This window comes from Cupriavidus ulmosensis (assembly GCF_977008105.1).
Genome location: NZ_CDRMWP010000002.1, coordinates 2,099,586 through 2,122,592 on the forward strand (window position 1 = coordinate 2,099,586; position 23,007 = coordinate 2,122,592).

Here is a 23,007-nt window from a genome sequence, read left to right on the forward strand (position 1 = left end):
GTGGCGGCGCGTCAGCCCTGCGCCGTGGCGAGCGCGGCTTCGAGGGCCGCCTGCAGCGTGGCCCGCTCGAGGTCCTGGCCGATCAGCACGATGCGCGTGGCCTGCGCCTCGCCCGGCTGCCAGCGGCGGTCGAAGTAGCCGTCGAAGCGGCGGCCCACGCCATGCAGCACGAGGCGCATGGGCTTGCCGGGCAGCCGGGCAAAGCCCTTGACGCGGTAGATGGTGTGCTGCTCCACCAGTTGCTGCAGGGCGCCGACCAGATGCTCGCGCTCCACCTCGCCGAGCTCCACCACCACCGAATCGAATTCGTCGTGATGATGGTCCGGGTCGTCCGCCGAGCCGTGGTGATCCGGGCGCAGGTGGATGGTGTCCTCGGAGGCGCGGTTCAGCCCGAGCAGCAGCGCCACGTCGAGCTTGCCGCCCTGCGCGCCGACGATCTTGACCTCGGCGGGAATCTCGGGGCGGATCAGCGCTTCCACTTCGGCGCGCTGCGCGGCGTCGATCAGGTCGGTCTTGTTGAGGATCACGAGATCGGCCGAGCCGAGCTGGTCCTCGAACAGTTCGTGCAGCGGCGATTCGTGGTCGAGGTTGGGATCGGCCTTGCGCTGCGCGTCCACCGCGTCGGGGTCGGCGGCGAACTGGCCGGCCGCCGCGGCGGCGCCGTCGACCACCGTGACCACCGCGTCCACGGTGAACGCGTTCTTGATGCTGGGCCAGTTGAAGGCCTGCACCAGCGGCCTGGGCAGCGCGAGGCCGGAGGTCTCGATCAGCACGTGGTCGATGTCGGCGCGGCGCTCCAGCAGTTGCTCCATCACCGGGAAGAACTCTTCCTGCACGGTGCAGCACAGGCAGCCGTTGGCCAGTTCATAGAGCTGGCCGTTGCTCTCGCCCGTCTCGTCGCAGCCGATGCCGCAGCCCTTGAGGATCTCGCCGTCGATGCCGAGCTCGCCGAACTCGTTGACGATCACCGCGATGCGGCGCCCGCCGGCGTTCTCGAGGATGTGGCGCAGCAGCGTGGTCTTGCCGCTGCCGAGGAAGCCGGTGACGATGGTGGCGGGGATCTTGCTGGTCTGCATGATGGTGGCGGGCTCGGGAAATCGGGCGTCTGGAGAGGCCGCGGCCGGGCTGCGGCGCGCGGCGGAAGCGAGGCGGACAGCATAAAGACATCGCGCGGGGCTGTCCACCGCCGCGGCATCAGCGCGGCATCAATGCGGCATCAGCGCGATCGCCGCGGGCGCCGGCCACGGCGCCATTCCGCGCCGGCCCCGGCGGCGACCAGCAGCGCCATCAGCGCGGCCACCTCCCACGCTTCGCGCGCCCGCACGCCGGAAAGTGGCGCCGAAGGCGCGAGCTGGATGACGCGCGACTCGAGCACCCGACCGGCCACGTGTTCGGTGGCGGGTGCCGGCGGCGCGGATGGTGCCTGCGCCGGCTTCGCCGCCGGCACGGCCGGGGCCTTCGCCACGCCGTGCCGCGCGGGCGCGGCGCCCGGCCCCGCCGACGGCTCGCGCCCCGGCATGGCCCGCGCCAGCCGCTCGCCGAACGCGCGCAGCGCGTCCACCGGCACGCGCGCCTGCTGGCCCAGCCCGGCGATGTACTGCATCAGCGCCGGATTGCCGCAGCTGTTGGCCGTGCACGACAATCCGTCGCGGTTGACCGAGGCCACGTAGCGCCGCGCCATGTCCGCGCGCTCGGCCGCCGTGAAACGGTAGCTGCCTTGCCGGTCCACTTCCAGCAGGCGCGCCAGGATGCCCTGCCGCGCATGCGGATTGCTGCGCGCGAAGAAGCGGTCCATGTCCATGCCGAGCTTGTCGGCCACGTAGACGTCGTAGGTCTGCTGCCAGAAGTCGCCGCTCATCTGCTCCGGGCTGGTGGCCTGGAAGCCGTAGAGATGCTCGATCTCGCGGGCCATCTCGCGCGCGCCGGCGTAGCCGGAGCGCTGCATGCCGGCGATCCAGCGCGGGTTCCAGTTGCGCGCGTTGAGCTCGGTGGTCAGCCACGTGCGCGCGTCCACGGTCTCGGCCTCGGCCGGGCGGCGCAGGTTGTGCAGCCAGAAGCGCGGCGCCTGCCCGCTGACCGCGCGCGTGGCGAGGTTGAGGCCGCCGGCGTACTGGTAGGTATCGTCGTTGTCGAGCGCGCCGTAGAGCGTGCTGGCGCGCGAGAACAGCACGGCCTGGTTGGACTTGAGATGGCTGGCGAGCGCCTGCGGCGCGGTCTCGCCCCAGCCTTCGGCGGAGAACGCGAAGTTCATGTAGCGCAGGTATTGCTGCGCCAGCGCCTGCCCGGCCGGCTCGCCGGGCCGGGCCACGGGTCGGGCCACATCGAGACTCTGCTCCACCATCTGCTGCACGCCGATGCCGTAGTTGCCGGGCCTGGCGGCGAACACGCGCGCGCGCGCCAGGCGCCCGGCCAGCGGCGGCGCCACGCCGGCGGCCAGCAGCGCGGCCTCCGCTTCCCGGTCGTGGCGGCTGACGGCGTTGTCGCCGGCCGCGGCGGCCAGGCGCGCGGCCTTGTCCAGCAGCGCCACCTTGTCGCCGAAGCCGTCGCGGTAGATGCCGGAGATGGTGAACAGCACGTTGACGCGCGGGCGCCCCAGTTGCGCATCGGGAATCAGCCGCACGTCCTCGACCACGCCGCGCGCATTCCAGACCGGCTCCACGCCCAGCAGGTAAAGCGCCTCGCTTTCCATCGCGCCCTGGTGGCGCTCGGTCTCGCCGTAGAACAGCACCATCGAGACCTGTTCCGGCACGGCGCCGGTCTCGGCGCGGTAGCGCGCCAGCGTCTGCCGCGCCAGCGCCTTGCCGACTTCCCATGCGGCCGGCGTGGGGATGAACGCGCCGTCGAAGGCATGCAGGTTGCGCCCGGTCGGCAGGCCCTGCGGCGTGCGCACCGGATCGCCGAGCGGCGCGGTCGGCAGGTAGCGGCCCGCGAGCACCGCGACCAGTCCGTCGAGCTCGCTCCGCGGCGAGGCGCGCAGCCCGGCCAGCCATTCGCGCGCGGCGGCCAGCGCGGCCCCGGCCTTGTCCGCCAGCGGCGGCGGCAGGTCCGCCAGATCCGGCTCGCGCCCGTCGAGCAGCGCGCCGGCCCAGCCGGCCAGCGTGTCATGGCCCAGGCGTTTGCGCTCGTCGGCGCCGAACGCGCTGTCCAGCACGGTGGCCAGCGCCTGCCGCTGGAAATCCGGCGGCGGCAGTTCGCCCAGCACATGGATGCCCTGCGGTATCGGCTCGGCTTCCACCTTGTGCAGGAAGCGGTGGACCACCGGCTCGACCTGCTCCCACGGCGCGGCAAGGTCCACGCCCAGCTGGCGGTCCAGGCCCAGCGCGCGGATCTGCGCCTGCGCCTGCAGGCGGTATTGTTCGGCCAGCGCGGGCGCGCCGTCGGCGGTGGCTTCCTGCTGCTCGATCACCTCGTCGAGCTTCGCCAGCGCAGCCGGCATGCCGGCGCGGGTCAGCAGCGGGGTCAGGTGGCTGACCAGCACGGCGGCGCTGCGGCGCTTGGCCTGGATCGCCTCGCCGCCGCCGTCCTGGATGTAGTAGTAGGCGTTGGGCAGGTCGCCCAGCAGCACTTCCGCGCTGTCGTCGCCGGCCTGCCCGGCCTGCTTGCCGGGCAGCCATTCGAGCGTGCCGTGGCGGCCCACGTGGACCACCGCGTCGGCGCCGAACGCATGGCGGTACCACAGGTAGGCGGCGATATACGAGTGCGGCGGCGGCGTGACGGTGTCGTGCGACGTGTCCAGCGCGCGCGCGAAGGTGGAGCGCAGCGGCTGCGGCCCGACGAACAGGTTGCCGAAGCGCAGGCCCGGGATCACGAAATCCTGCCCGCCGCGGCCGTCGTCCACCAGCATCAGCGGATTGCGCTCGGGCGGGCCCCACGCGGCCAGCACGGACTGGCGGAAGGCCGCGGGCAGCGCGTCGAACCAGCGCTTGTACTGCGCCATCGGCAGCAGCGTGACGCGCCCGCGCGCGACCATCTCGCGCAGCTCGCCCGGCGACCATGCCTCCATGTTGCGGCCGTTGCGCTCCAGCAGCGCGGTCAGCCCGGCCTCGTCCGGCAAGGCGGTGCCGGCCTGACCGGTCTGGTAGCCGGCCGCGCGCAGGCGCGCCATGATCCGCGCCAGCGACGGCAGCGTGGCCAGGTAGCTGGCGCCGATGTTGCCGCTGCCGGGCGGGTTGTTGTAGTAGAGGATGGCGACGCGCTTGTCCGCCGCCGGCTTGTCCTGCAGCGCGATCCAGCGCCGCGCGCGCGCCACCGCGGCGTCGGCGCGCTCGGGCACCGCGCGGCTGGCCTTGGCGCTGTTTTCGTCCTCCAGCGTGGCGAACAGGATCGGCTCGCTGGCGCCGGCGCGCTCGGGCGTGTTGAGCAGCAGCGGCAGGCGCTCGCCGGCGATGCCGCGCGCATCGGCGCGCCACGCGGCCTGACTGTCGCGCGTGGCGATCAGGTTGATGGCGTGCACGCCGTGGCGCTCCAGCCAGGCCTTGTCCTCGGCGCGGCTGATGGTGAGGTTGAGCGTGAACAGCGCGCGCAGCGGGCTGCGGCCATCGATGGTCAGCGCGGCGTCCAGGCTGGACAGCGGCCAGCCGAACACGGGCACGGCGCCGATGCCCTGCCGTTCGAGCGCGGCCACCAGCGCGTCGATGTGGGCCAGGTCCTGCTGGCGGTAGTTGCTGGCGTAGAAGGCGATGCCGGCCAGCGGCGCGCCTGCGGGCAGGCCGCCGTTGGCGCGATACCAGTCCAGGTATGCCGGCAGCGTGGCAAACACCTGCGCGGCGCGCGGGTGGTAGATGCCGGCCGCCGGCAGCGGGCGCGGCGCCGGCACGGCGATGGCGTCCGTGCCACGCAACTGCGCCACGGTCCACGCCAGCCAGCCGGCCAGGTTGTCGGCGCCGCCGGCGCTCCAGTAGGCCTCGGCCGCCGGGCCGCGCGCGGCGTCGAGGCCGATGCCCCAGGCGGCTTCGGCGGCGGCGGCCGGCGCGGCCAGCACCAGCGCGCCGCGCTGCCTGGCCTGACGCACGGCCGGGGCCATCTGCTTCAATACGGCAGTGGGCGCGAAGTAGGCGTAGATGGCATCGGCGGCGGCGATCTGCGCCGCGTCGGGCGCGGCGGTGACCGCCTGCAGTTCGACGCGGCCCGGGCCGGCCAGTTCGCGCAGGCGCGCTTCGGCGGCGGGCAGCAGATGGGTGTTGGTGGTGACCACCAGCACGCGCACCGGCGCCGCGGCCCGCGCCTGCGCGCAGGCCAGCAGCAGCCAGCCGAGCAGGACAAACGCGGCCGGCAGCCAGCGTTGCCGCGCCAGCCTCATTTGCCCGCGCCCGCCGGGGCCGGCCGCGCGCCTTCGGGCACGTAGACCACGCTGCCGTCCGGCAGCCGGTAGGCCACGCCGAGGCGCGTGCCCTCGCCCGCCTTCTGCTGCGCGGACAGCTTGCTGACCTTCACTTCCTTGCGGTTCTTCTCGATCAGTTGCAGCTCGCCCGTGCGCGGGTCGCGCTGGACCAGCGTGAAGCGCGCATCGGGATCGAGCAGCTGGGTCAGGCCGAAGGCCTGCGTGAGCGCCACCATCAGGCCCACGGCGAAGACGATCGAGGCATCGAACAGGTTGGCCACGCCGGCCAGCGGGTCTTCGCGGTGCACCGAGGCCAGCTCGCCCTGCGCATGGCGGCGGCGCACGAAGCGGCGGCGCCGGAAACGGTGTCCGTGGCCGGCCTCCATCAGGCTCGCGCCCCCGTCGCCGGCAGCGCGCGCAGCACCAACTCGCACAGGTTCTCCATCTCCTTGAGGTCGGCGCGCGCCCAGCGCTCGCGCGTGAGCGTGAGCACGTAGGCGATGCCGCCCAGCACCAGCCCGCACACCACCGCGCCGAAGCCGATCACGAGGTGATTGACCATGCCGGCCATGTCGCCGGCCAGCAGCGCCTGCAGCGCCGGCCCGAGCGGGATGATGGTGCCGGCCAGCCCCAGCATGGGCGCGATGCGCACCAGCGTGCGGGTCAGGTCGAGGCGGTTGGTCACGCGCATTTCCTCGCGCTGCAGCGTCTCGTCGAGCCACAGGTCGAGGTGCTCGTGCGAATCGAGGCGCGCCAGGCGGCCCTCGAGCAAACCCCAGAAGCGCGCCAGCGCGGGCGACATCGGCAGCGCGCGCCATTGCGCCTGCGCGCCGTGGCGCAGGCCGGCGGCGAGCGCGTTGGCCAGCGCCGGCAGGTCGGTGCGCGGCGCGGCGGCGCGCCGGCGCGACTGCACCAGCAGGCTGCCGAGGTCCGCCAGCGACAGCACGAACAGCACCAGCAGGGCCAGCGCGACGGGCCAGAAGAACGCCGCGGAAAGGCGATAGAAGATCTCGGTGACGGCGCTTTCCATCGTGATTGTCAGCGGGGAAATGAGATGAGGCGGCAAGGCCCGCGGCAGCCGCGCGCGGGTGCCGGCAGGCCGCGCGCAGGGTCGCACGCGGGCCGCAAGCGCAGCATTGTACGCGGCGCGCGCGGGCGCCGCCGCCCGGCCTCAGGGCCAGCTTTCGCGCGCGTAGACGCCCGACAGCGCCCGCACCCGCGCGGCGCGCTCGGCCTGCCGGCCGTCGGTGTAGAACGGCGGGTCGGCCAGCGCCAGGCCGTTGTCGCGGGCTTCCTCGACCAGGATCTGCAGGTACTCCGTCATGTGCGAGGCGGTGTAGTCGTTGGTGTCGTGGAAGCTCACCACCACGGGCACCACGCCGCCGGCCGGCGCCAGCCGCTGCTCGGACAGCGCCACCTTGACCTGCGCCAGCTCGCTGTTGATGTGCGAGCGGCGGCGCAGGCTGATGTGCCAGCCGTAGATCTTGCCGTCGCGCGCGTTCACGTCCGACATCAGCATGGCGAGGCCGAGCTTGCGGTAGACCGCCTGGACCGCGTCGTCGTAGGCCCAGTTGGGCGGGCGCACCAGTTGCGCCGCGCCGCGGCACTGCTCGATGATGTCGGCCTCGCCGGACAGCAGCGATGCTTCCAGCTCCTCGGGCGCCAGGCGCGTGTGCGATACGTGCCCGTCCGGCAGGCCGCTGTGCACCGCGAGGCGGTGGCCGGCCTTGCAGGTGGCGTGCATCTGCTCCTTGCCCGCCTCGCCGCCGCCGCGGCGCGGATGGGCGGTCTGCACGAAGAACAGCGCCTTGATGCCGGGCGTGACGGGATTGTCGGCAAGCTGGCGCAGGATCAGCGGCGTGCTGCCGTCCTCGCCGGCGTCGGGGCCGTCGTCGAAGGTGAGCAGGAAGCGGATCGGCGGCAGCGGCCGCGCGGCGCGCAGCGTCGCCAGCCGGATCGACGGCGCGGCCGGCGGCGGATCGGCGGTGCCGGGTGCCGCGGCGCACAAGCCGCCGGCCAGCATCGCGGCGGCCAGGAAACAGGAACGGAAAAAACGCATGCGTTGGGGGACGCGGCTGTGCGCGGCGCGCCACTGCGTGCGCTGTGCCGGCCAGCCGTCATGAAATTTCAGGCAAGGATCAGGTGTCCGGCCGGGCACGCCCTGCGCGGGTGCGCGAGGCGCCGCAGCGGCGGCCGGGCCTCGCCCGGACACGACGCGGCATTGTGCCATAGCGTCCGGCGGCGGCACCGCCGGCAAAAAAAACCAGGCCACATGCGGGTGGCCTGGTGATAAAGCGGCAGCGATGCGGGCGCTGCCTGCGGGTTCGGGAAGCTGGCGAAGGCTCCCCTTCATTCAGGTTAGCGGCTGGCCGGACGGCCAAGGTGAACAACTGTGTCGGCGGCCCCGCGCGCACGGGCGCCGCGGCTCATTCGAGCCGGCCGGGCTCGGACACCGCGTCGAAGCGATAGCCGTGCGAGTACACCGAGGTCAGGCGCACGCCGTTCTGCGGACGCAGCGCGAGCTTGATCCGCAGGCGCGACACGTGGGTGTCGAGCGTGCGCGAATCGGGGCCGATCACGCGGCCCCACACCGCCTTCTCCATCATCTCGCGCGGCAGCAGCCGACCCACGTTGCGGAACAGGAACAGCGCCACGTCGAACTCGCGCGGCGAGACGTCCAGCCGCGTGCCGTTCAGCGAGATGGTGCGCCCCACGGGGTCCAGCGCGTAGCCGCCGACCTCGATCATCTCGCTCTGCACCATCGCCTGCGGATAGGCGCGGCGCAGCAGCGCGCGCATGCGCGCCACCAGCTCGGCGCGGCGGATCGGCTTGGTCATGTAGTCGTCGGCGCCGGCGCCCAGCGCGGCCACCACGCTTTCTTCGAGCGGGCGGCTGGTGAGGAACAGGATCGGCAGGACGCGGCCCACGCGCTGGCGTATCCACGGCACCAGGTCGAGCCCGCTGATGTCGGGCAGCTGCCAGTCGAGAATCACGAGGTCGAAGGTGTCTTCGCGCAGCGCGCGCACGAAGGCGCTGCCGCTGCCATAGGTGGCGCACGCATAGCCCGCGTCTTCCACGATCTGCCGGATGAGTCCGGCCTGGCTGTCGTCGTCTTCTACCGAAGCAATTCTCATGGCTCTCTCTTGACCATCCCCGGTATCGTTACCGTGTCCAGCCATAGCGCCAAAGGATTCGGCGAAAGAGAAAGGCGACTGCAATGCGAAAACGCTCACAGGCATGCTGCCGGGCCAGCATCAGACCCCGCTAGCCTAGCGCAGCCATGCGCGGCAATTGTCACTAAATGTGAACGCCAAGGGGAACGCGCCGGGCGGGCGGCGGCGAGATGGCAGCAAGTCAACGGCAAGTCGACGACAGGGCGGCGTCCTGCAAGCGCCCGTCAGCGCCTGTCAGCAGGTTTCGTCGGCGGGATCGATCATCAGTTGCAGGCGGGCGGCCACGCCGGCCAGCCGCGCCTCGTCACCGCTGCGCACCAGCCAGCCGGCGAAGGCGTCGGCCTGCGTGTCCCAGCACCACAGGACATGGCCGGCCGCGCGCAGGGAGGCCTGCGCGATCGTCATCAGCGCGGGCACGCCGTGGGCCGCGAGAAAGGCCGGCGCATGGGGGTCGGCCACGCCCCAGTCCACGCGCAGGCCGGCCCGCGCGGCCAGTTCCTGCACGCTGCGCACCAGCGCCGCGGCATCGTTCCACTCGACGTAGAAGCCGGCGCCAGCGGTGCCGGCGGCTTCGCTCAGCGGCCACAGCAACTGATGGCCTTCGCATCCCGGCCCGGCCTGCGCCAGCGCTTGCCGGAACGCGGTCCAGCAATGCTGCGCCGCGTCGCGGTCATGCAGGCACACCAGCAGGATCAACTCGCGCATGGCGTCCTGCGTTTCACTCGGGAGCTCAATCGTCATAGGCCTCTGGCGGGTCGGAACGGGGAAACTGCGCAGTGGTCGCGGGAACGGTCCCGCACACGGTTTGCCGCTGCGCAGCCGGCGATGCCCGGACGCCGGCGGCGATCGAGACCCGCTATTCTGACAAAGCTTGTAAGGTGGCGCCACTGCGCCCGCGCGGCTTTCCTGCATGGCGCAAACACCCCCCCAAAAAGCGGTTGCCAAGCGCGTGGTGGCTTTGATACGCTCGCCCCGTCGTCGCTGCGCAGCCATCTCCATGAGCAGCCGTTCCGACCGGCCCGCAGCCCCCGCGGCCGCATCCTGAACGGCCGGGCAAGTCCAGGCGCATGCAGGCCCATGCAGGCACCTGCGTGCTGCCACTCGCCGCTGCCCTGGCCGGCAGGCGGCGACCGGCGGCAATGCAGCGAGCGCAGTGCATCGAGCGGATTCTCCGCGCGTTGCCCCTCCTTCCCGTTCCTTGCGAGACCCGCGGCCACCGCGCCGCGCGAAAGCGTTCGCCCGCGCGGGCCGTTGCCGCAGTACAGTGTCGGCGCGCGGCACGCAGCGCCACGCCGGCGACACGGGCCTGACACCTGCGCGCCATACAAAGGCGGTAGCGCCAGGGCCGGGACCTGGGAAACAATGACGAAAACGCACTCTTGGCTCACAGCCGGGGAACACCTGCCATGCAATCCCTCCAAGCGTTCCAGAACATCAATCTCACTTCGCTGATGGATACCCTCGTCAGCCTCACCACCGCCTTCGTGCTGGGCGCGGTGATCGGCTACGAGCGGCAGATCCGGCAGCGCACCGCCGGGCTGCGCACCAACGTGCTGGTGGCGGTGGGCGCGGCCATCTTCGTCGACATGGCCAACCGCATGGCCGGGCACGAGGGCGCGGTGCGCGTGGTGGCCTACGTGGTGTCCGGCATCGGCTTCCTCGGCGCGGGCGTGATCATGCGCGAGGAAGGCAATGTGCGCGGGCTCAATACCGCCGCCACGCTGTGGGGCTCGGCGGCCATCGGCGCGAGCGCGGGCGCGGACCTGATCCTCGAGGCCACGCTCGGCTGCCTGTTCGTGCTGGCCGCCAACACGCTGCTGCGGCCCGTGGTGGACCGCATCAACCAGCAGCCGATGGACACCACCGCGGTGGAAGTCACCAACACCGTCTACGTGATCGCGCCGCGCGCCTCGCAGAAGCAGGCGCTGCAGTTGCTGGAGCGCACGCTGGAGACCGGCAACTACCCCACGCGCGACCTGGAGGTGCACGCCTTCGGCGATGCCGACGTGGAGATCGAGGCGGTGCTGACGTCCACCTCGATCGACGGCGACGTGCTGGACCGCCTGATGGCGCAGCTGGCCGAATCCGAGCATATCCACCAGGCCTTCTGGAGCCCCAGCACGACGGACTGAAGCCGCGGCCCGGCGGCGCTCGGGCAGGCGGAGGGGCAGGCGATCAGCGCACACAATCGGAGCGGGTCCGGTTGCAATGCGCGCATGGCATGGCATCCTTGCCGGCGACCGTGGACGGAGATCCCGGCGCGGTCCATGACAGACAAGACGAGGAGCCAATGAAAGTATCGAAGCCGTCCGCCGCCCGGGCGCCGCGCCTTGCGCGCCGCATCCTGGCCGCCGCCATCGCATGCCAGGCCGCCGCCGCGGCCATTCCCGCCACCGCCGCCACCGCCGCCGAGGCATGGCCGTCCAAGCCGATCAAGGTGATCGTGCCCTACACGCCGGGCGGGTCCACCGACACCGTCTCGCGCATCGTCTTCGAAAAGGTCGCCGAGCGGCTCGGCCAGCCCGTCGTGATCGAGAACAAGCCCGGCGGCAATTCCACGCTGGGCACCTCGATCGCGGCGCGCGCCAAGCCCGACGGCTACACCTTCCTGTCGGTGCTGGCGGCCTACTCGGCCAACCCCAGCCTGTACTCGCACCTGCAGTACAAGCCGGGCGACCTGACGCCCGTCTCGCTGATGGCGGACCTGCCGCTGTTCCTGTTCACCAGCAAGTCCGTGCCCGCCACCACGGTGGCGCAGCTGGTGGACTACGGCCGCAAGAACCCGGGCAAGCTGAACTTCGGCTCCAGCGGCACGGGCTCCAGCGCGCATCTGGTGGGCACGCGCTTCGGCATGGTCAGCAAGATCGAGATGACCCACATCCCCTACAACGGCAGCGCGCCGATCCTGACGGACCTGATGTCGGGCAACGTGTCGATGGTGTTCGACCCGCTGCTGGTGCCGATGCCGCAGGCCAAGGCCGGCAAGATCAACGTGCTGGCGGTGGCCTCGGCCAAGCGCTGGCCGGGCGAGCCGAATATCCCGACGATGGAAGAGGCCGGCTTTCCCGGCTTCGTGATGAGCTCGTGGGCCGGGCTGGTGGCGCCGGCCGGCACGCCGCAGCCTGTCATCGACCGCATGTCGAAGGAGATCGCCGAGGCGGTGCGCTCGGCGGAGGTGCAGAAGAAGCTGGAGAACCTCGGCTTCATCGGCGTGGGCAGCACGCCGGATGCGTTCCGCAAGCTGATCGAGCGCGACTCGGCGCGCTATGCCGAAATCATCAAGGCGGCGAAGATCTCGCTCGACTGATCCGGCCCTCACGGCCCTTTCCTTCAACGGCCTGCTCGCGCAGGCCGTTTTTCATTTCCCCTTCCGTTTCCTCCGCGAGCGCTCCCGCGTGCCGCGTCGCGCGGTGCCTTGACAACCCTGGCCGGCCCTCCTATTCTCTCGCTTAAATTCCTTAAGTAAGATCATTGTTCTGTTCTACAGAACACAAGAATCGGAGACAAGACCTGGGCGACGGCCCCGCGCCGCTGCCGCGCGCCGCGCCCACAGGCCAGTCGAGACACCTTTCCAACCGCATTCGCCGGCATCGCAGGACGCCTCCGCCCCCGGCGGCGGCGCCGCGGCACCGGCTCGACCATTCCACAGACGGAGACCCAATGAAGCGCTTCACCTCCCGCATCCGCGCCGCGCTGATGCTCGCCATGCCCGCCGCGCTGCTGGCCACGGCCGCCCTGCCCGCCGCCGCCGACAGCTATCCCAGCCAGCCGGTGCGGCTGGTAGTGCCGTTCCCGCCGGCCGGCGGCACCGACGTGATGGCGCGCCTGGTCTTCAACAAGGTGGGCGCGAGCACGCACTGGAACGTGGTGGTGGAGAACCGCGCGGGCGCGGGCGGCAACATCGGCATGGACGCGGTGGCCAAGGCGCGCCCGGACGGCTACACGCTGGGCATGGGCCAGACCGCCAACCTCGCGATCAATCCCACGCTCTACCCGAAGATGCCGTATGACGCGGTCAAGGATTTCACTCCGGTGGCGCTGGTGTCGGCGCAGCCGCTGGTGCTGATCGTGCGCGGCGACGCGCCGTACAAGAACCTGGCCGACCTCGTTGCCGCCGGCAAGGCCAGGCAACTGTCGATGGCCTCGGCCGGCACCGGCACCGTGGGCCACCTGACCGGCGAGCTGTTCGCGCGCCGCACCGGCATCAAGATGCTGCACGTGCCGTACAAGGGCGCCTCGCCCGCGCTGACCGACCTGCTCGGCGGCCAGACCGATTTCTACTTCGCCACGCCGCCGATCGCGCTGCCGATGCTCAAGGGCGGCAAGCTGCGCGCGCTGGCGGTGACTTCCGCCAGGCGCCTGCCGCTGCTGGCCGACGTGCCGACCGTGATCGAAGGCGGCTACGCCGGCTTCCAGGCCGAGGACTGGAAGGCGCTGGTGGCGCCGGCCGGCACCCCGGCCGAAGTGGTCAGGCGCGTCAACGAAGCCGTCAACAAGGCCATCGCCGAGCCCGAGACCATCACCAGGATGCGCGAGGAAGGCAGCGAGCCGCGCGGCGGCACGCCGGCCGAGCTGGGCGCCTTCATCAAGGCCGAGAACGCCCGCTGGGGCACCATCGTGCGCCAGTCCGGCGCCAAGGTCGAGTAAGAAGCCGTTTCAAGAAGATCCTGGCGTGGTTGCGCGGCACGGCAAGTACGCTGGTACTGTCCGCGTCCGCGCGCCTGGCCAGGACCGCTTCGCTTCATCTTGCAACAACTTCCAAGCCGCCGCCGCCGCGCGGCCCGCCCCCGACGAATCAAGCAACATGCAAAAACCGCTACGCCATATCCGCGTGCTCGACCTCACCAATGTGCTGGCCGGGCCGTTCTGCTGCCACCAGCTCGCCCACATGGGCGCCGAGGTCATCAAGGTGGAAACGCCGGGCACCGGCGACCTGGCGCGCCAGCTCGGCGCCGACGCCGAACTCAACCGCCGCCTGATGGGCGTGTCCTTCCTGGCGCAGAACCCGGGCAAGCGCTCCATCACCGTCAACCTCAAGCATGCGCGCGGCAAGGAAGTGTTCCGCAAGCTGGTGGCCAGCGCCGACGTGCTGGTCGAGAACTTCCGCCCCGGCGTGATGGCGCGCCTGGGCCTGGGTTTCGAGGCGCTCAAGCAGGTCAACCCGAAGCTGATCTACTGCGGCATCTCCGGCTTCGGCCAGGACGGCCCGCTGTCCGACCTGCCGGCCTACGACCAGATCATCCAGGGCATGTCCGGCGTGATGAGCATCACCGGCGACGCGCAGACCGCGCCCTACCGCGTGGGCTATCCCGTCTCCGACACCATCGGCGGCATCACCGCGGCGTTCGCGGTGGCCGCCGCGCTGGCGGACCACCAGCGCACCGACGGCTATTTCATCGACGTATCCATGCTCGAAGCCACGCTCGCCACGATGGGCTGGGTGGTCTCCAACTACCTGATCGCCGGCAAGACCCCGGCACCGATGGGCAACGAGAACATGACGGCCAGCCCGTCCGGCACCTTCCACACCGGCGACGGCCTGCTCAACATCGCCGCCAACAAGCAGGAACAGTTCGAGGCGGTGTGCCGCGTGGTGGGCCGCCCGGAACTGGCCGCCGACGCGCGCTTCGCCGAGCGCCAGGCGCGCCTGGCCAACCGCGCCGAACTCACGCGCGCGCTCGAAGCCGAGCTGGCGAAGAAATCCGCCGACCAGTGGTGGGCGCTGCTCAACGAGGCGGGCGTGCCCGCCGGCCCGGTCTACAGCGTGCCGCAGACGCTGGACCACCCGCAGATCAGCGGGCGCGGCATGATCGGCGACTTCGCCGACGTGCCCGGCGTGGGCCGCGACATCCGCCTGGTGCGCACCGGCTTCAAGCTCAACGGCGAGGCGCCCTCGGTGGATACGCCGCCGCCCGAACTCGGCCAGCACACCCGCGACATCCTCGCCCAGCTAGGTTATGGCGAGGCCGACATCGAAACCTTGCAACAGGAGCACGCCGTATGAGCGAATCCACCCAGGCCGGCAACCAACCCGGCATCGACGCGGGCCAGCGCCTGTCCCAGGACTGGTGGCGCACCGGGATCATCGACATGCAGCCCGGCGAGATCCGCTACCGCGGCTATCCCATCGAGCAGCTGATCGGGCAGGTCTCGTTCGCGCAGATGATCTGGCTGATGCTGCGCGGCGAATTGCCGGGCCGCAAGCAGGGCGAGCTGCTCGATGCCGCGCTGATGTCGGCGGTGGACCACGGCCCGCAGGCGCCCAGCATCGCCATCGCGCGCATGGCCGCGACCTGCGGCGTGGGCCTGAACAACGCGATGGCGTCGGCCGTGAACGTGCTCGGCGACGTGCACGGCGGCGCCGGCGAGCAGGCGGTGGAGCTGTACCAGGACGTGGCGCGCCGCATCGACGGCGGCCTGGCGCAGGCCGACGCGGTCAGGGCCGCGCTGGCGGACTACCGCGACGCGCACGGCAAGTTCGTCTCGGGCTTCGGCCACCGCTTCCACCCGCTCGACCCGCGCGCGCCGCGCCTGCTGGCGCTGGTGGAGCAGGCGGCGCGGGACGGCGTGGTCTCCGGGCGCTTCGCGGCCATCGCGCGCGCGGTGGAGGCGGAGCTGGGCTCGGGCCGCAGCAAGCCCATCCCGATGAACATCGACGGCGCCACCGCGGTGATCTACGCCGAACTGGGCTTCCCGGCGCCGCTGGCGCGCGGGCTGTTCTGCCTGTCGCGCTCGGTCGGCATCCTCGCGCATGCGTGGGAGCAGACGCAGCAGGGCGGCCGCAACAAGGGGCCGATCCCGCGCCAGTACATCTGGACCTACGACGGCCCGCCGCAGCGCGACGTGCCGCCGGCGCGGGACTGACCGGCGCCGGCGCGGTGCCGGCGTGAAGCTAGCGGCTCGGCACGTGGGCGGAATCGCCCACGTCGCCCGGCACCGGCCGCGTGGCCGGCGCCATCCACGACGCCAGCGCGTAGCGGTCGCGGCCGAACTCCTTGGCCGCGTAAAGCGCGCGGTCGGCCGCCGCGAACAGCGAGCGCCACAGCCCCTCCGGGCCGGCCACGCCGCCGCGCAGTTCCGCCACGCCGATGCTGACGCTGGCGAACGCGGCCGGCGCGCCGGGCAGCGGGATCGCGCGGACTTTCTTGAGGATGCGGTTGGCCAGCGCGGTGGCCTGGCCTTCGTCGGTATGCGGGCAGAGAATGCAGAATTCCTCGCCGCCATAGCGGCCGGCCACGTCGGAGGCGCGCCGCGAGTTGTCGATGGCCTCGGCGATCAGCTTGAGCACGGTGTCACCGGCATGGTGCCCGTTGCGGTCGTTGACCTGCTTGAAGTGGTCCACGTCGATCACCAGGCAGGACAAGGGCTGGCCGTGCCGCTCCCAGGCCGCGACCAGGCTGGTGGCGGCCTTGTCGAGCGCGCCGCGGTTGAGCAGGCGCGTCAGCGCGTCGAAGCGGGCGCCGCTTTCGTTGGCGGCGATGACCTGCTCGGTGGCCATCAGTGTGAAGCCGAACAAACCCAGCAGGGTCGCCGCCAGCGGCGCCAGCGTCAGCACGGCGCTGGCGTTGCTGGCGTAGAACGGGCCCGAGAACACCGTTCCCGCCAGGCCGGCGGCCACGCCGGCGAGCTGGTTCGCCAGATGCACCAGCGTGGCCAGCACCACCAGCGGCGCGCCGATGCTGCGCCGCGCGCCGTGCGCGTGGAGCAAGGTGAGCAGCGTCAGCGACGCCACCACCGCCAGGCAGCCATAGCCGACCACGTGCAGGCGCGCGTAGCTGTCGGCCATGCCGGCGGCGCCGAGCAGCGCCAGCCCGGCCAGCGACACGCCCAGCGCCAGCGAGCGGTCCCACGGGGCCAGCCCGTAATAGACCCGCACGCCGCGATAGACCAGCAGGCGCCCGCCGATGTAGACCGCGGCCGCCACGGCGCTCACGTATACGTGCCGGGACGAGACATTGAAGGCCAGCGCCAGCCCGGCCGCCGACAGCAGCAGGTGCCCCACCGCCCACAGCCGCCCGGCCGGGCTGAGCCGCAGCGCGGCCAGCAGCCCCAGCGAGATGGCCAGCGTGCTGGCATACACCACCAACATGACGACAACTACCGCTTGCTGGTCTAACTGCACGGGAGTCCTTTGAAGATGCCGCGTTGCTGTTGGCGTTGAGGAGAGGGAAAGAAGGAAGGTCGGCGGCGATGCCGGCGCGATGGTGTAGTTGCCGCCGCGCGGACAAAATTTTCGCAAACGCGAATGATAACGTCCCCGGCCTGCGCCTGACACCCCCGACAAGCCGGGCGGAGACCACTTTCGGCAGGAACATTGACCGGCCGCAAGCCCGGCGCCCCGCTACCGGGCCCCGGCGGCGCCGGGCGGGAGGCAGGAACCGGCGCTTGCGGGCCTGGCGCGGCGCCGGCGGCGAGGCTAGCGGTGGTTCGGGTGGCGCGTCGGGTGGCGCGTCAGGTGGCAATTCGGGCGGTAATTCAGGCCGGATAGGGAAAGCGGCCGCCCAGCGCCACCGTCAGTTCGCGTGCCGCATTCACCACATCATGGCGAAACGCCGAGTCGAACCGCGGCGTCGGGCAGGTCAGCGTCAGCGCGCCCTTGAGCTCGCCGTCCGGCCCGAACACCGGCGAGGACACGCCCGCGATGTCCGGCACGCGGTCGCCGACCATCTCGGCCACGCCTTCGTCGCGGATCTTCTGGTAAATCTCGCCGCGCGCGCCGCTGAACGCGCGCAGCACGCGGCCGCCGGCGCCGCGGTTGCGCGGCAGCAGGTCGCCGGCCTTGGCGTGGTCGCGCACCGGCTGCGGCGAATCGACGCGGTACAGGCACAGGCGGTGCTCGCCCTGGTCGATGTGGAACGCGGCGCTCTCGCGCGTGGCCTGCACTAGCTGGCGCAGCACCGGCATCACCACCAGTTCCAGCGAGAACGAAGCGGCATACACCGCGTGCAGGCGCGCCACCTCGGGGCCCAGCCCGTAGCGGCCGTCGGGCTGGCGCAGGACCAGGCGGGCATGCTCGAGCGAGGCCAGCAGCCGCAGCAGCGTGCTCTTGTACAGGCCCGAGCGCTGCGCCAGCTCGACCAGCCCCAGCGTGGTGTCGCCCTGCCGGAAGGTGGAGAGCACGAACAGGGCGCGGTCCACGGCGATGGCGCCGCCCTCGGCGACGTGCTTGTCGGCTTCGGAAAGTTGCGCGGCTTTACGGGGCATCGATCGGCTTGCTCAATGGAAGGAATGAAAGGAAGCGGGGAAACGCCGTGGAGGCCGGACCAATGGATCAACGGACCGGTAAGCCGGCATGCGGCAGTTTCAGGCATTTCTTGGCATGGCGGTTCCACGGTACAGAACGCCACCGGCATTGTCAACGCGGCCCGGCCGGCCATGCCGCACCGCCGCGCCGGCCTTTGCCGCGCCCGCGCCGGAAGCCGTCCCGCGCCGCCCGCCGGCCGGGCTGTCCTTGAATTGTCCCGGAAGTGATCTAGAGTGATGTGATGCACCATTTCGCCCGGCTGCGGCCATGCCCGGCAGGGCACCGCGACATGGCGCGCTTCATGCCACGACGCACGGCACGACGCGCGGCACGACTCACGCCGCGCGCATGTCACGGCTTTCGTCACGCTTCACGTCACGATGGAGTAATCCAGCAATGGTTGGATTGAACGCACTGACCCGGGCCCGCCTTCAGCTTGCGCAAAACACGTTCCTCCACCCCTTCCGCCTTGCCGGTCGCGCCTGCCCTGCCAGGGCCAGCGGCGGCAGCCGACACCCCTTTCCCGACGGCGCGCGCCGCGCGCCGCGCCCGGCACTGGACCAGGACCGATAGCCCAGCGCCCATTTCCGACGACGCCATCCGACCATCGCCTTGCAGCCAGTGCCAGGCCATGCCGGCCTCATGCCTGCCCGCCCGCTCTCCTGTCCGTGTGCCTGCCGGGCGCGGCCACGCTGCTTCAACCTTCCTGCCGCCCCGCGGCCCCAAGCCTGTCCATGCCCAGACTCCAGCGCACGCGCGTTCCTGTGTTGCCAGCCGGCCCCAGCCACCCCTATCGACTCCGAGGTTCTTCCATGCGCATCGAGCGGATTCCACTTCGCCATCTCGGCGCCGCGGCGATCGCCGCCCTCCTTGCCGCATGCGGAGAGAAGCCGGCCGCGCCGCCGCCGCCCCCGCTCGAAGTAGGCGTGGTCACGGTCAGGACCAGCACCGTGCCGGTGACGGTGGAGCTGCCCGGGCGCACCAGCGCCTTCCTGGTGGCGCAGGTGCGCGCGCGGGTGGATGGCATCGTGCTGCGCCGCGAGTTCACCGAGGGCGATGACGTCAAGGCCGGCGAGCGGCTCTACAAGATCGACCCGGCGCCCTACATCGCCGCGCTGAACAACGCCCGCGCCGCGCTGGCCAAGGCCCAGGCCAACGTCACCACGCAGAACGCGCTGGTCAGCCGCTACAAGGTGCTGGTGGCCGCCAACGCCGTCAGCAAGCAGGACTACGACAACGCCGTGGCCGCGCTGGGCCAGGCCCAGGCCGACGTGGCCGCCGGCAAGGCCAGCGTGGAGACCGCGCAGATCAACCTCGGCTATACCGACGTGATCTCGCCCATCACCGGGCGCAGCGGCCTGTCGCAGGTCACGCCGGGCGCCTACGTGCAGGCCAGCCAGGCCACGCTGCTGACCACCGTGCAGCAGCTCGACCCGGTCTACGTCAACCTGACGCAATCGAGCGTGGAAGGCCTGCGGCTGCGCCGCCAGGTCCAGGAAGGCAAGCTGCAGACCAGCGGCATCCACGCCGCCAAGGTCACGCTGCTGCTCGAGGACGGCCGCACCTACGCCGAGCAGGGCCGGCTGCAGTTCTCCGACGTGAGCGTGGACCAGACCACGGGCTCGGTCACGGTGCGCGCGATCTTCCCCAACAAGGACCGCGTGCTGCTGCCCGGCATGTTCGTGCGCGCGCGCATCGACGAAGGCGTCAACGACAAGGCGATGGTGGTGCCGCAGATCGGCATCACGCACGACCAGAAAGGCCAGCCGGTGGCGCTGGTGGTTGGCCCCGACAACAAGGTGTCGCAGCGCCAGCTCGTCACCGGCGCCACCTACGGCAACGGCTGGGTAGTGGAAAGCGGGCTGCAGCCCGGCGAGCGCGTGATCGTCAACGGCGTGGAGAAGGCCAAGCCCGGCATGACCGTCAAGCCGGTCGAGACCCAGGTGCCGGCGCAGCCCGCCTCGGGCGCGCGGGCGCAGCCGGCCTCCGCGCCGCCGGCCCCGTCCCCGGCTCCGTCCGCCCCCGCCTCCGCTCCGGCGCCCGCTGCGGCGCCCGCGTCCGCCGCGCAATAACAGGGAGCCTGCCTCATGGCAAAGTTCTTCATCGACCGGCCGATCTTCGCCTGGGTCATCGCCATCATCCTGATGCTGGCGGGCGTGGCGGCGACGGTGACGCTGCCGATCGCGCAGTACCCGACGATCGCCCCGCCGGCCATCCAGATCAGCGCCACCTACCCGGGCGCTTCGGCCAAGACGGTGGAAGACACCGTCACCCAGGTGATCGAGCAGCAGATGAGCGGCCTCGACCACCTGCTCTACCTGTCGTCGACCAGCGACGACTCCGGCACCGCCACCATCACGCTGACCTTCGCCGCCGGCACCAACCCCGACATCGCCCAGGTGCAGGTCCAGAACAAGCTGCAGCTCGCCACGCCGCTGCTGCCGCAGGTGGTGCAGCAGCTCGGCGCCAAGGTGACCAAGTCCAGCAGCAGCTTCCTGCTGATCCTGGCCTTCGTCTCGCGCGACGGCAGCATGAACCGCTACGACCTGACCAACTACGTCGCCTCCAAGATCCTCGACCCGATCAGCCGCATCGACGGCGTGGGCACGGTGACGCTGTTCGGCTCGCAGTTCGCCATGCGGATCTGGCTCGACGCCACCAAGCTCAACAACTACAACCTGACGCCGATCGACGTCAACAACGCGGTGCTCGCGCAGAACGTGCAGGTCGCCGGCGGCAGCCTGGGCGGCACGCCGTCGGTGCCCGGCCAGATGCTGCAGGCCACCATCACCGAGGCCACGCTGCTGCAGACGCCGGAGCAGTTCGGCAACATCCTGCTCAAGGTCAACACCGACGGCTCGCAGGTGCGCCTCAAGGACGTGGCCCGCATCGAGCTCGGCGGCGAGACCTACAACTACGACACCAAGTACAACGGCCAGCCGACCGCGGCCTTCGGCATCCAGCTCGCCACCGGCGCCAACGCGCTGAACACCGCCAAGGCGGTGCGCGCCAAGATCGCCGACCTGCAGCGCTACTCGCCGCAGGGCCTGGTGGTGGAATATCCCTACGACACCACGCCGTTCGTCACGCTGTCCATCGAGGAAGTGGTCAAGACGCTGATCGAGGGCATCGTGCTGGTGTTCCTGGTGATGTACCTGTTCCTGCAGAACCTGCGCGCCACGCTGATCCCGACCATCGCCGTGCCGGTGGTGCTGCTGGGCACGTTCGCGGTGATGGCGGTGGTGGGCTTCTCGATCAACACGCTGTCCATGTTCGGGCTGGTGCTCGCCATCGGCCTGCTGGTGGACGATGCCATCGTGGTGGTGGAGAACGTCGAGCGGGTCATGGCCGAGGAGGGCTTGTCGCCGCGCGACGCCACCCGCAAGGCGATGGAGCAGATCACCGGCGCGCTGGTGGGCGTGGCGCTGGTGCTGTCGGCGGTGTTCGTGCCGGTGGCGTTCTCGGGCGGCTCGGTGGGCGCCATCTACCGGCAGTTCTCGCTGACCATCGTGGCGGCCATGCTGCTGTCGGTGATGGTGGCGCTGATCCTGACGCCGGCGCTGTGCGCCACCATGCTCAAGCCCATTCCTCAGGGGCACCACGACGAGAAGACCGGCTTCTTCGGCTGGTTCAACCGCAACTTCGCCAAGAGCCAGCAGAAGTACCACGGCGGCGTGCTGCACGTGATCCGCCGCTCGGGGCGCTGGCTGATCATCTACCTGATGGTGATCGTGGCGGTGGGCTTCCTGTTCCTGCGGCTGCCCAAGTCCTTCCTGCCCGAGGAAGACCAGGGCACCATGTTCGTGCTGGTGCAGGCGCCGGTGGGCTCCACGCAGGAGCGCACCGCCAAGGTGCTGGCCGACGTGCAGGACTACCTGCTCAACCAGGAGAAGGACGTGGTCGAGGCGGTGCTGACCGTCAACGGCTTCAGCTTCGCCGGGCGCGGCCAGAACTCCGGCCTGGTGTTCGTGCGCATGAAGGACTTCAAGCTGCGCGAGACCGACAACCTGAAGGCGCCGGCGCTGGTGGGCCGCATCTTCGGGCATTTCGCCTCGTACAAGGACGCGCAGATCTTCCCGCTCAACCCGCCCTCGATCCCGGAACTCGGCACCGCCGCCGGCTTCGACTTCGAGCTGCAGGACCGCGCCGGCCTCGGCCACGAGAAGCTGATGGAGGCGCGCAACATGCTGCTCGGCATGGCCGCCAAGGACCCGACGCTGTCGCAGGTGCGGCCCAACGGCCTGAACGACACGCCGCAGTTCAAGGTCAGCATCGACCGCGAGAAGGCCAACGCGCTCGGCGTGACCGCGACCAGCATCGACCAGACCTTCTCCACGGCGTGGGCCTCGCAGTACATCAACAACTTCCTCGACATCGACAACCGCATCAAGAAGGTCTACGTGCAGGGCGAGGCGCGCTTTCGCATGAACCCCGAGGACCTCAACGCGTGGTACGTGCGCAATGCCGCCGGCACGATGGTCCCGTTCAGCGCCTTCGCCACCGGCAAGTGGATCTACGGCTCGCCCAAGCTGGAGCGCTACAACGGCATCTCGGCGGTCGAGATCCAGGGCGCGGCCGCGCACGGCAAGTCGACCGGGCAGGCCATGCAGGCCATCGAAGCCATCGCCGCCAAGCTGCCGGCCGGCATCGGCTACGAATGGACCGGCCTGTCTTACCAGGAAATCCAGTCTGGCTCGCAGGCGCCGATCCTGTACGGCATCTCGATCCTGTTCGTGTTCCTGTGCCTGGCCGCGCTGTACGAGAGCTGGTCGATCCCGTTCTCGGTCATCATGGTGGTGCCGCTGGGCGTGCTCGGCGCGCTGCTGGCCACCACCCTGCGCGGGCTGGAGAACGACGTGTTCTTCCAGGTCGGGCTGCTGACCACGGTGGGCCTGTCGGCCAAGAACGCCATCCTGATCGTGGAATTCGCGCGCGAGCTGCGCGACCAGGGCATGAGCACGCTGGACGCCGCGGTGGAAGCCGCGCGCCTGCGGCTGCGCCCGATCCTGATGACCTCGCTGGCCTTCATCCTCGGCGTGATGCCGCTCGCGCTGAGCAACGGCGCCGGCTCCGGCAGCCAGCATGCCATCGGCACCGGCGTGATCGGCGGCATGCTGACCGCCACCTTCCTGGCCATCTTCATGATCCCGATGTTCTTCGTGGTGATCGGCAAGTTCAGCAAGGCCAAGCCCCACCACGACCCGCATCCCGCGGCCCCGCCGCCGGACGACCCCGCCGGCGGCGACGGCACGCTCAGGGAGGGACACTGA

Annotated in this window: 16 protein-coding genes; 7 read left to right on the forward strand and 9 right to left on the reverse strand. The window is 71.0% G+C overall.

The features are described from left to right. Positions 1 to 11: 11 nt before the first annotated feature. The 7 genes from cobW to ACWTPI_RS29035 all read right to left on the reverse strand — a co-directional run bounded on the left by cobW (position 12) and on the right by ACWTPI_RS29035 (position 9,234). The gene (gene cobW / locus ACWTPI_RS29005) at positions 12 to 1,076 is read right to left on the reverse strand and encodes a cobalamin biosynthesis protein CobW (protein ID WP_020202961.1); all 1,065 of its coding nucleotides are present in this window, start codon (positions 1,074 to 1,076) and stop codon (positions 12 to 14) included. A gap of 140 nt (positions 1,077 to 1,216) precedes the next feature. Then, a complete protein-coding gene (locus ACWTPI_RS29010) occupies positions 1,217 to 5,299 on the reverse strand; it encodes a cobaltochelatase subunit CobN (protein ID WP_454733475.1) in 4,083 nt (1,360 codons plus the stop codon). After that, positions 5,296 to 5,754, reverse strand: a complete 459-nt coding sequence (locus ACWTPI_RS29015) for a DUF2149 domain-containing protein (RefSeq protein ID WP_454733476.1) — start codon at positions 5,752 to 5,754, stop codon at positions 5,296 to 5,298. The genes ACWTPI_RS29010 and ACWTPI_RS29015 overlap by 4 nt, the downstream gene beginning before the upstream one ends. After that, a complete protein-coding gene (locus ACWTPI_RS29020) occupies positions 5,706 to 6,350 on the reverse strand; it encodes a MotA/TolQ/ExbB proton channel family protein (protein ID WP_454733477.1) in 645 nt (214 codons plus the stop codon). The genes ACWTPI_RS29015 and ACWTPI_RS29020 overlap by 49 nt, the downstream gene beginning before the upstream one ends. A 141-nt stretch (positions 6,351 to 6,491) precedes the next feature. Then, the gene (locus ACWTPI_RS29025) at positions 6,492 to 7,379 is read right to left on the reverse strand and encodes a polysaccharide deacetylase family protein (protein ID WP_020202965.1); all 888 of its coding nucleotides are present in this window, start codon (positions 7,377 to 7,379) and stop codon (positions 6,492 to 6,494) included. A gap of 367 nt (positions 7,380 to 7,746) precedes the next feature. Further along, entirely contained in the window at positions 7,747 to 8,454 is a 708-nt protein-coding gene (locus tag ACWTPI_RS29030) for a response regulator transcription factor (RefSeq protein WP_020202966.1), read from the reverse strand. A 273-nt stretch (positions 8,455 to 8,727) separates the two neighbouring features. Continuing rightward, on the reverse strand, positions 8,728 to 9,234 hold the full coding sequence (locus ACWTPI_RS29035) for a DUF6630 family protein (protein ID WP_231401606.1): 507 nt from the start codon (positions 9,232 to 9,234) through the stop codon (positions 8,728 to 8,730). 665 nt (positions 9,235 to 9,899) lie between these two features. Between ACWTPI_RS29035 and ACWTPI_RS29040 the strand changes: the two genes are divergently transcribed. The 5 genes from ACWTPI_RS29040 to ACWTPI_RS29060 all read left to right on the forward strand — a co-directional run bounded on the left by ACWTPI_RS29040 (position 9,900) and on the right by ACWTPI_RS29060 (position 15,357). Continuing rightward, complete coding sequence (locus ACWTPI_RS29040) at positions 9,900 to 10,625, forward strand: MgtC/SapB family protein (protein ID WP_020202968.1); 726 nt, start codon at positions 9,900 to 9,902, stop codon at positions 10,623 to 10,625. A 158-nt stretch (positions 10,626 to 10,783) separates the two neighbouring features. Further along, positions 10,784 to 11,800, forward strand: coding sequence for a Bug family tripartite tricarboxylate transporter substrate binding protein (locus tag ACWTPI_RS29045; RefSeq protein ID WP_020202969.1), 1,017 nt, complete (start codon positions 10,784 to 10,786; stop codon positions 11,798 to 11,800). Between the two features lie 353 nt (positions 11,801 to 12,153). Further along, positions 12,154 to 13,140, forward strand: a complete 987-nt coding sequence (locus ACWTPI_RS29050; RefSeq protein WP_020202970.1) for a Bug family tripartite tricarboxylate transporter substrate binding protein — start codon at positions 12,154 to 12,156, stop codon at positions 13,138 to 13,140. A gap of 157 nt (positions 13,141 to 13,297) precedes the next feature. Beyond that, a complete protein-coding gene (locus ACWTPI_RS29055) occupies positions 13,298 to 14,497 on the forward strand; it encodes a CaiB/BaiF CoA transferase family protein (protein ID WP_029043604.1) in 1,200 nt (399 codons plus the stop codon). Next, positions 14,494 to 15,357 (forward strand): citryl-CoA lyase, encoded by an 864-nt coding sequence (locus ACWTPI_RS29060; protein WP_454733478.1) that lies wholly within the window; start codon positions 14,494 to 14,496, stop codon positions 15,355 to 15,357. Before ACWTPI_RS29055 ends, ACWTPI_RS29060 begins: the two co-directional genes overlap by 4 nt. A 28-nt stretch (positions 15,358 to 15,385) precedes the next feature. Here ACWTPI_RS29060 and ACWTPI_RS29065 read toward each other — a convergent pair whose 3' ends face one another. Both ACWTPI_RS29065 and ACWTPI_RS29070 read right to left on the reverse strand, forming a co-directional pair. Next, positions 15,386 to 16,582 (reverse strand): GGDEF domain-containing protein, encoded by a 1,197-nt coding sequence (locus tag ACWTPI_RS29065; protein ID WP_020202973.1) that lies wholly within the window; start codon positions 16,580 to 16,582, stop codon positions 15,386 to 15,388. A gap of 386 nt (positions 16,583 to 16,968) precedes the next feature. Continuing rightward, a complete protein-coding gene (locus ACWTPI_RS29070; protein ID WP_454733479.1) occupies positions 16,969 to 17,697 on the reverse strand; it encodes an IclR family transcriptional regulator in 729 nt (242 codons plus the stop codon). Positions 17,698 to 18,549: 852 nt separating this feature from the next. Between ACWTPI_RS29070 and ACWTPI_RS29075 the strand changes: the two genes are divergently transcribed. Further along, positions 18,550 to 19,809, forward strand: coding sequence for an efflux RND transporter periplasmic adaptor subunit (locus ACWTPI_RS29075; protein ID WP_454733480.1), 1,260 nt, complete (start codon positions 18,550 to 18,552; stop codon positions 19,807 to 19,809). Between the two features lie 15 nt (positions 19,810 to 19,824). Further along, positions 19,825 to 23,007 carry an efflux RND transporter permease subunit gene (locus ACWTPI_RS29080; RefSeq protein WP_454733481.1) on the forward strand — a complete coding sequence of 1,061 codons (3,183 nt, stop codon included), beginning with the start codon at positions 19,825 to 19,827 and terminating at the stop codon, positions 23,005 to 23,007.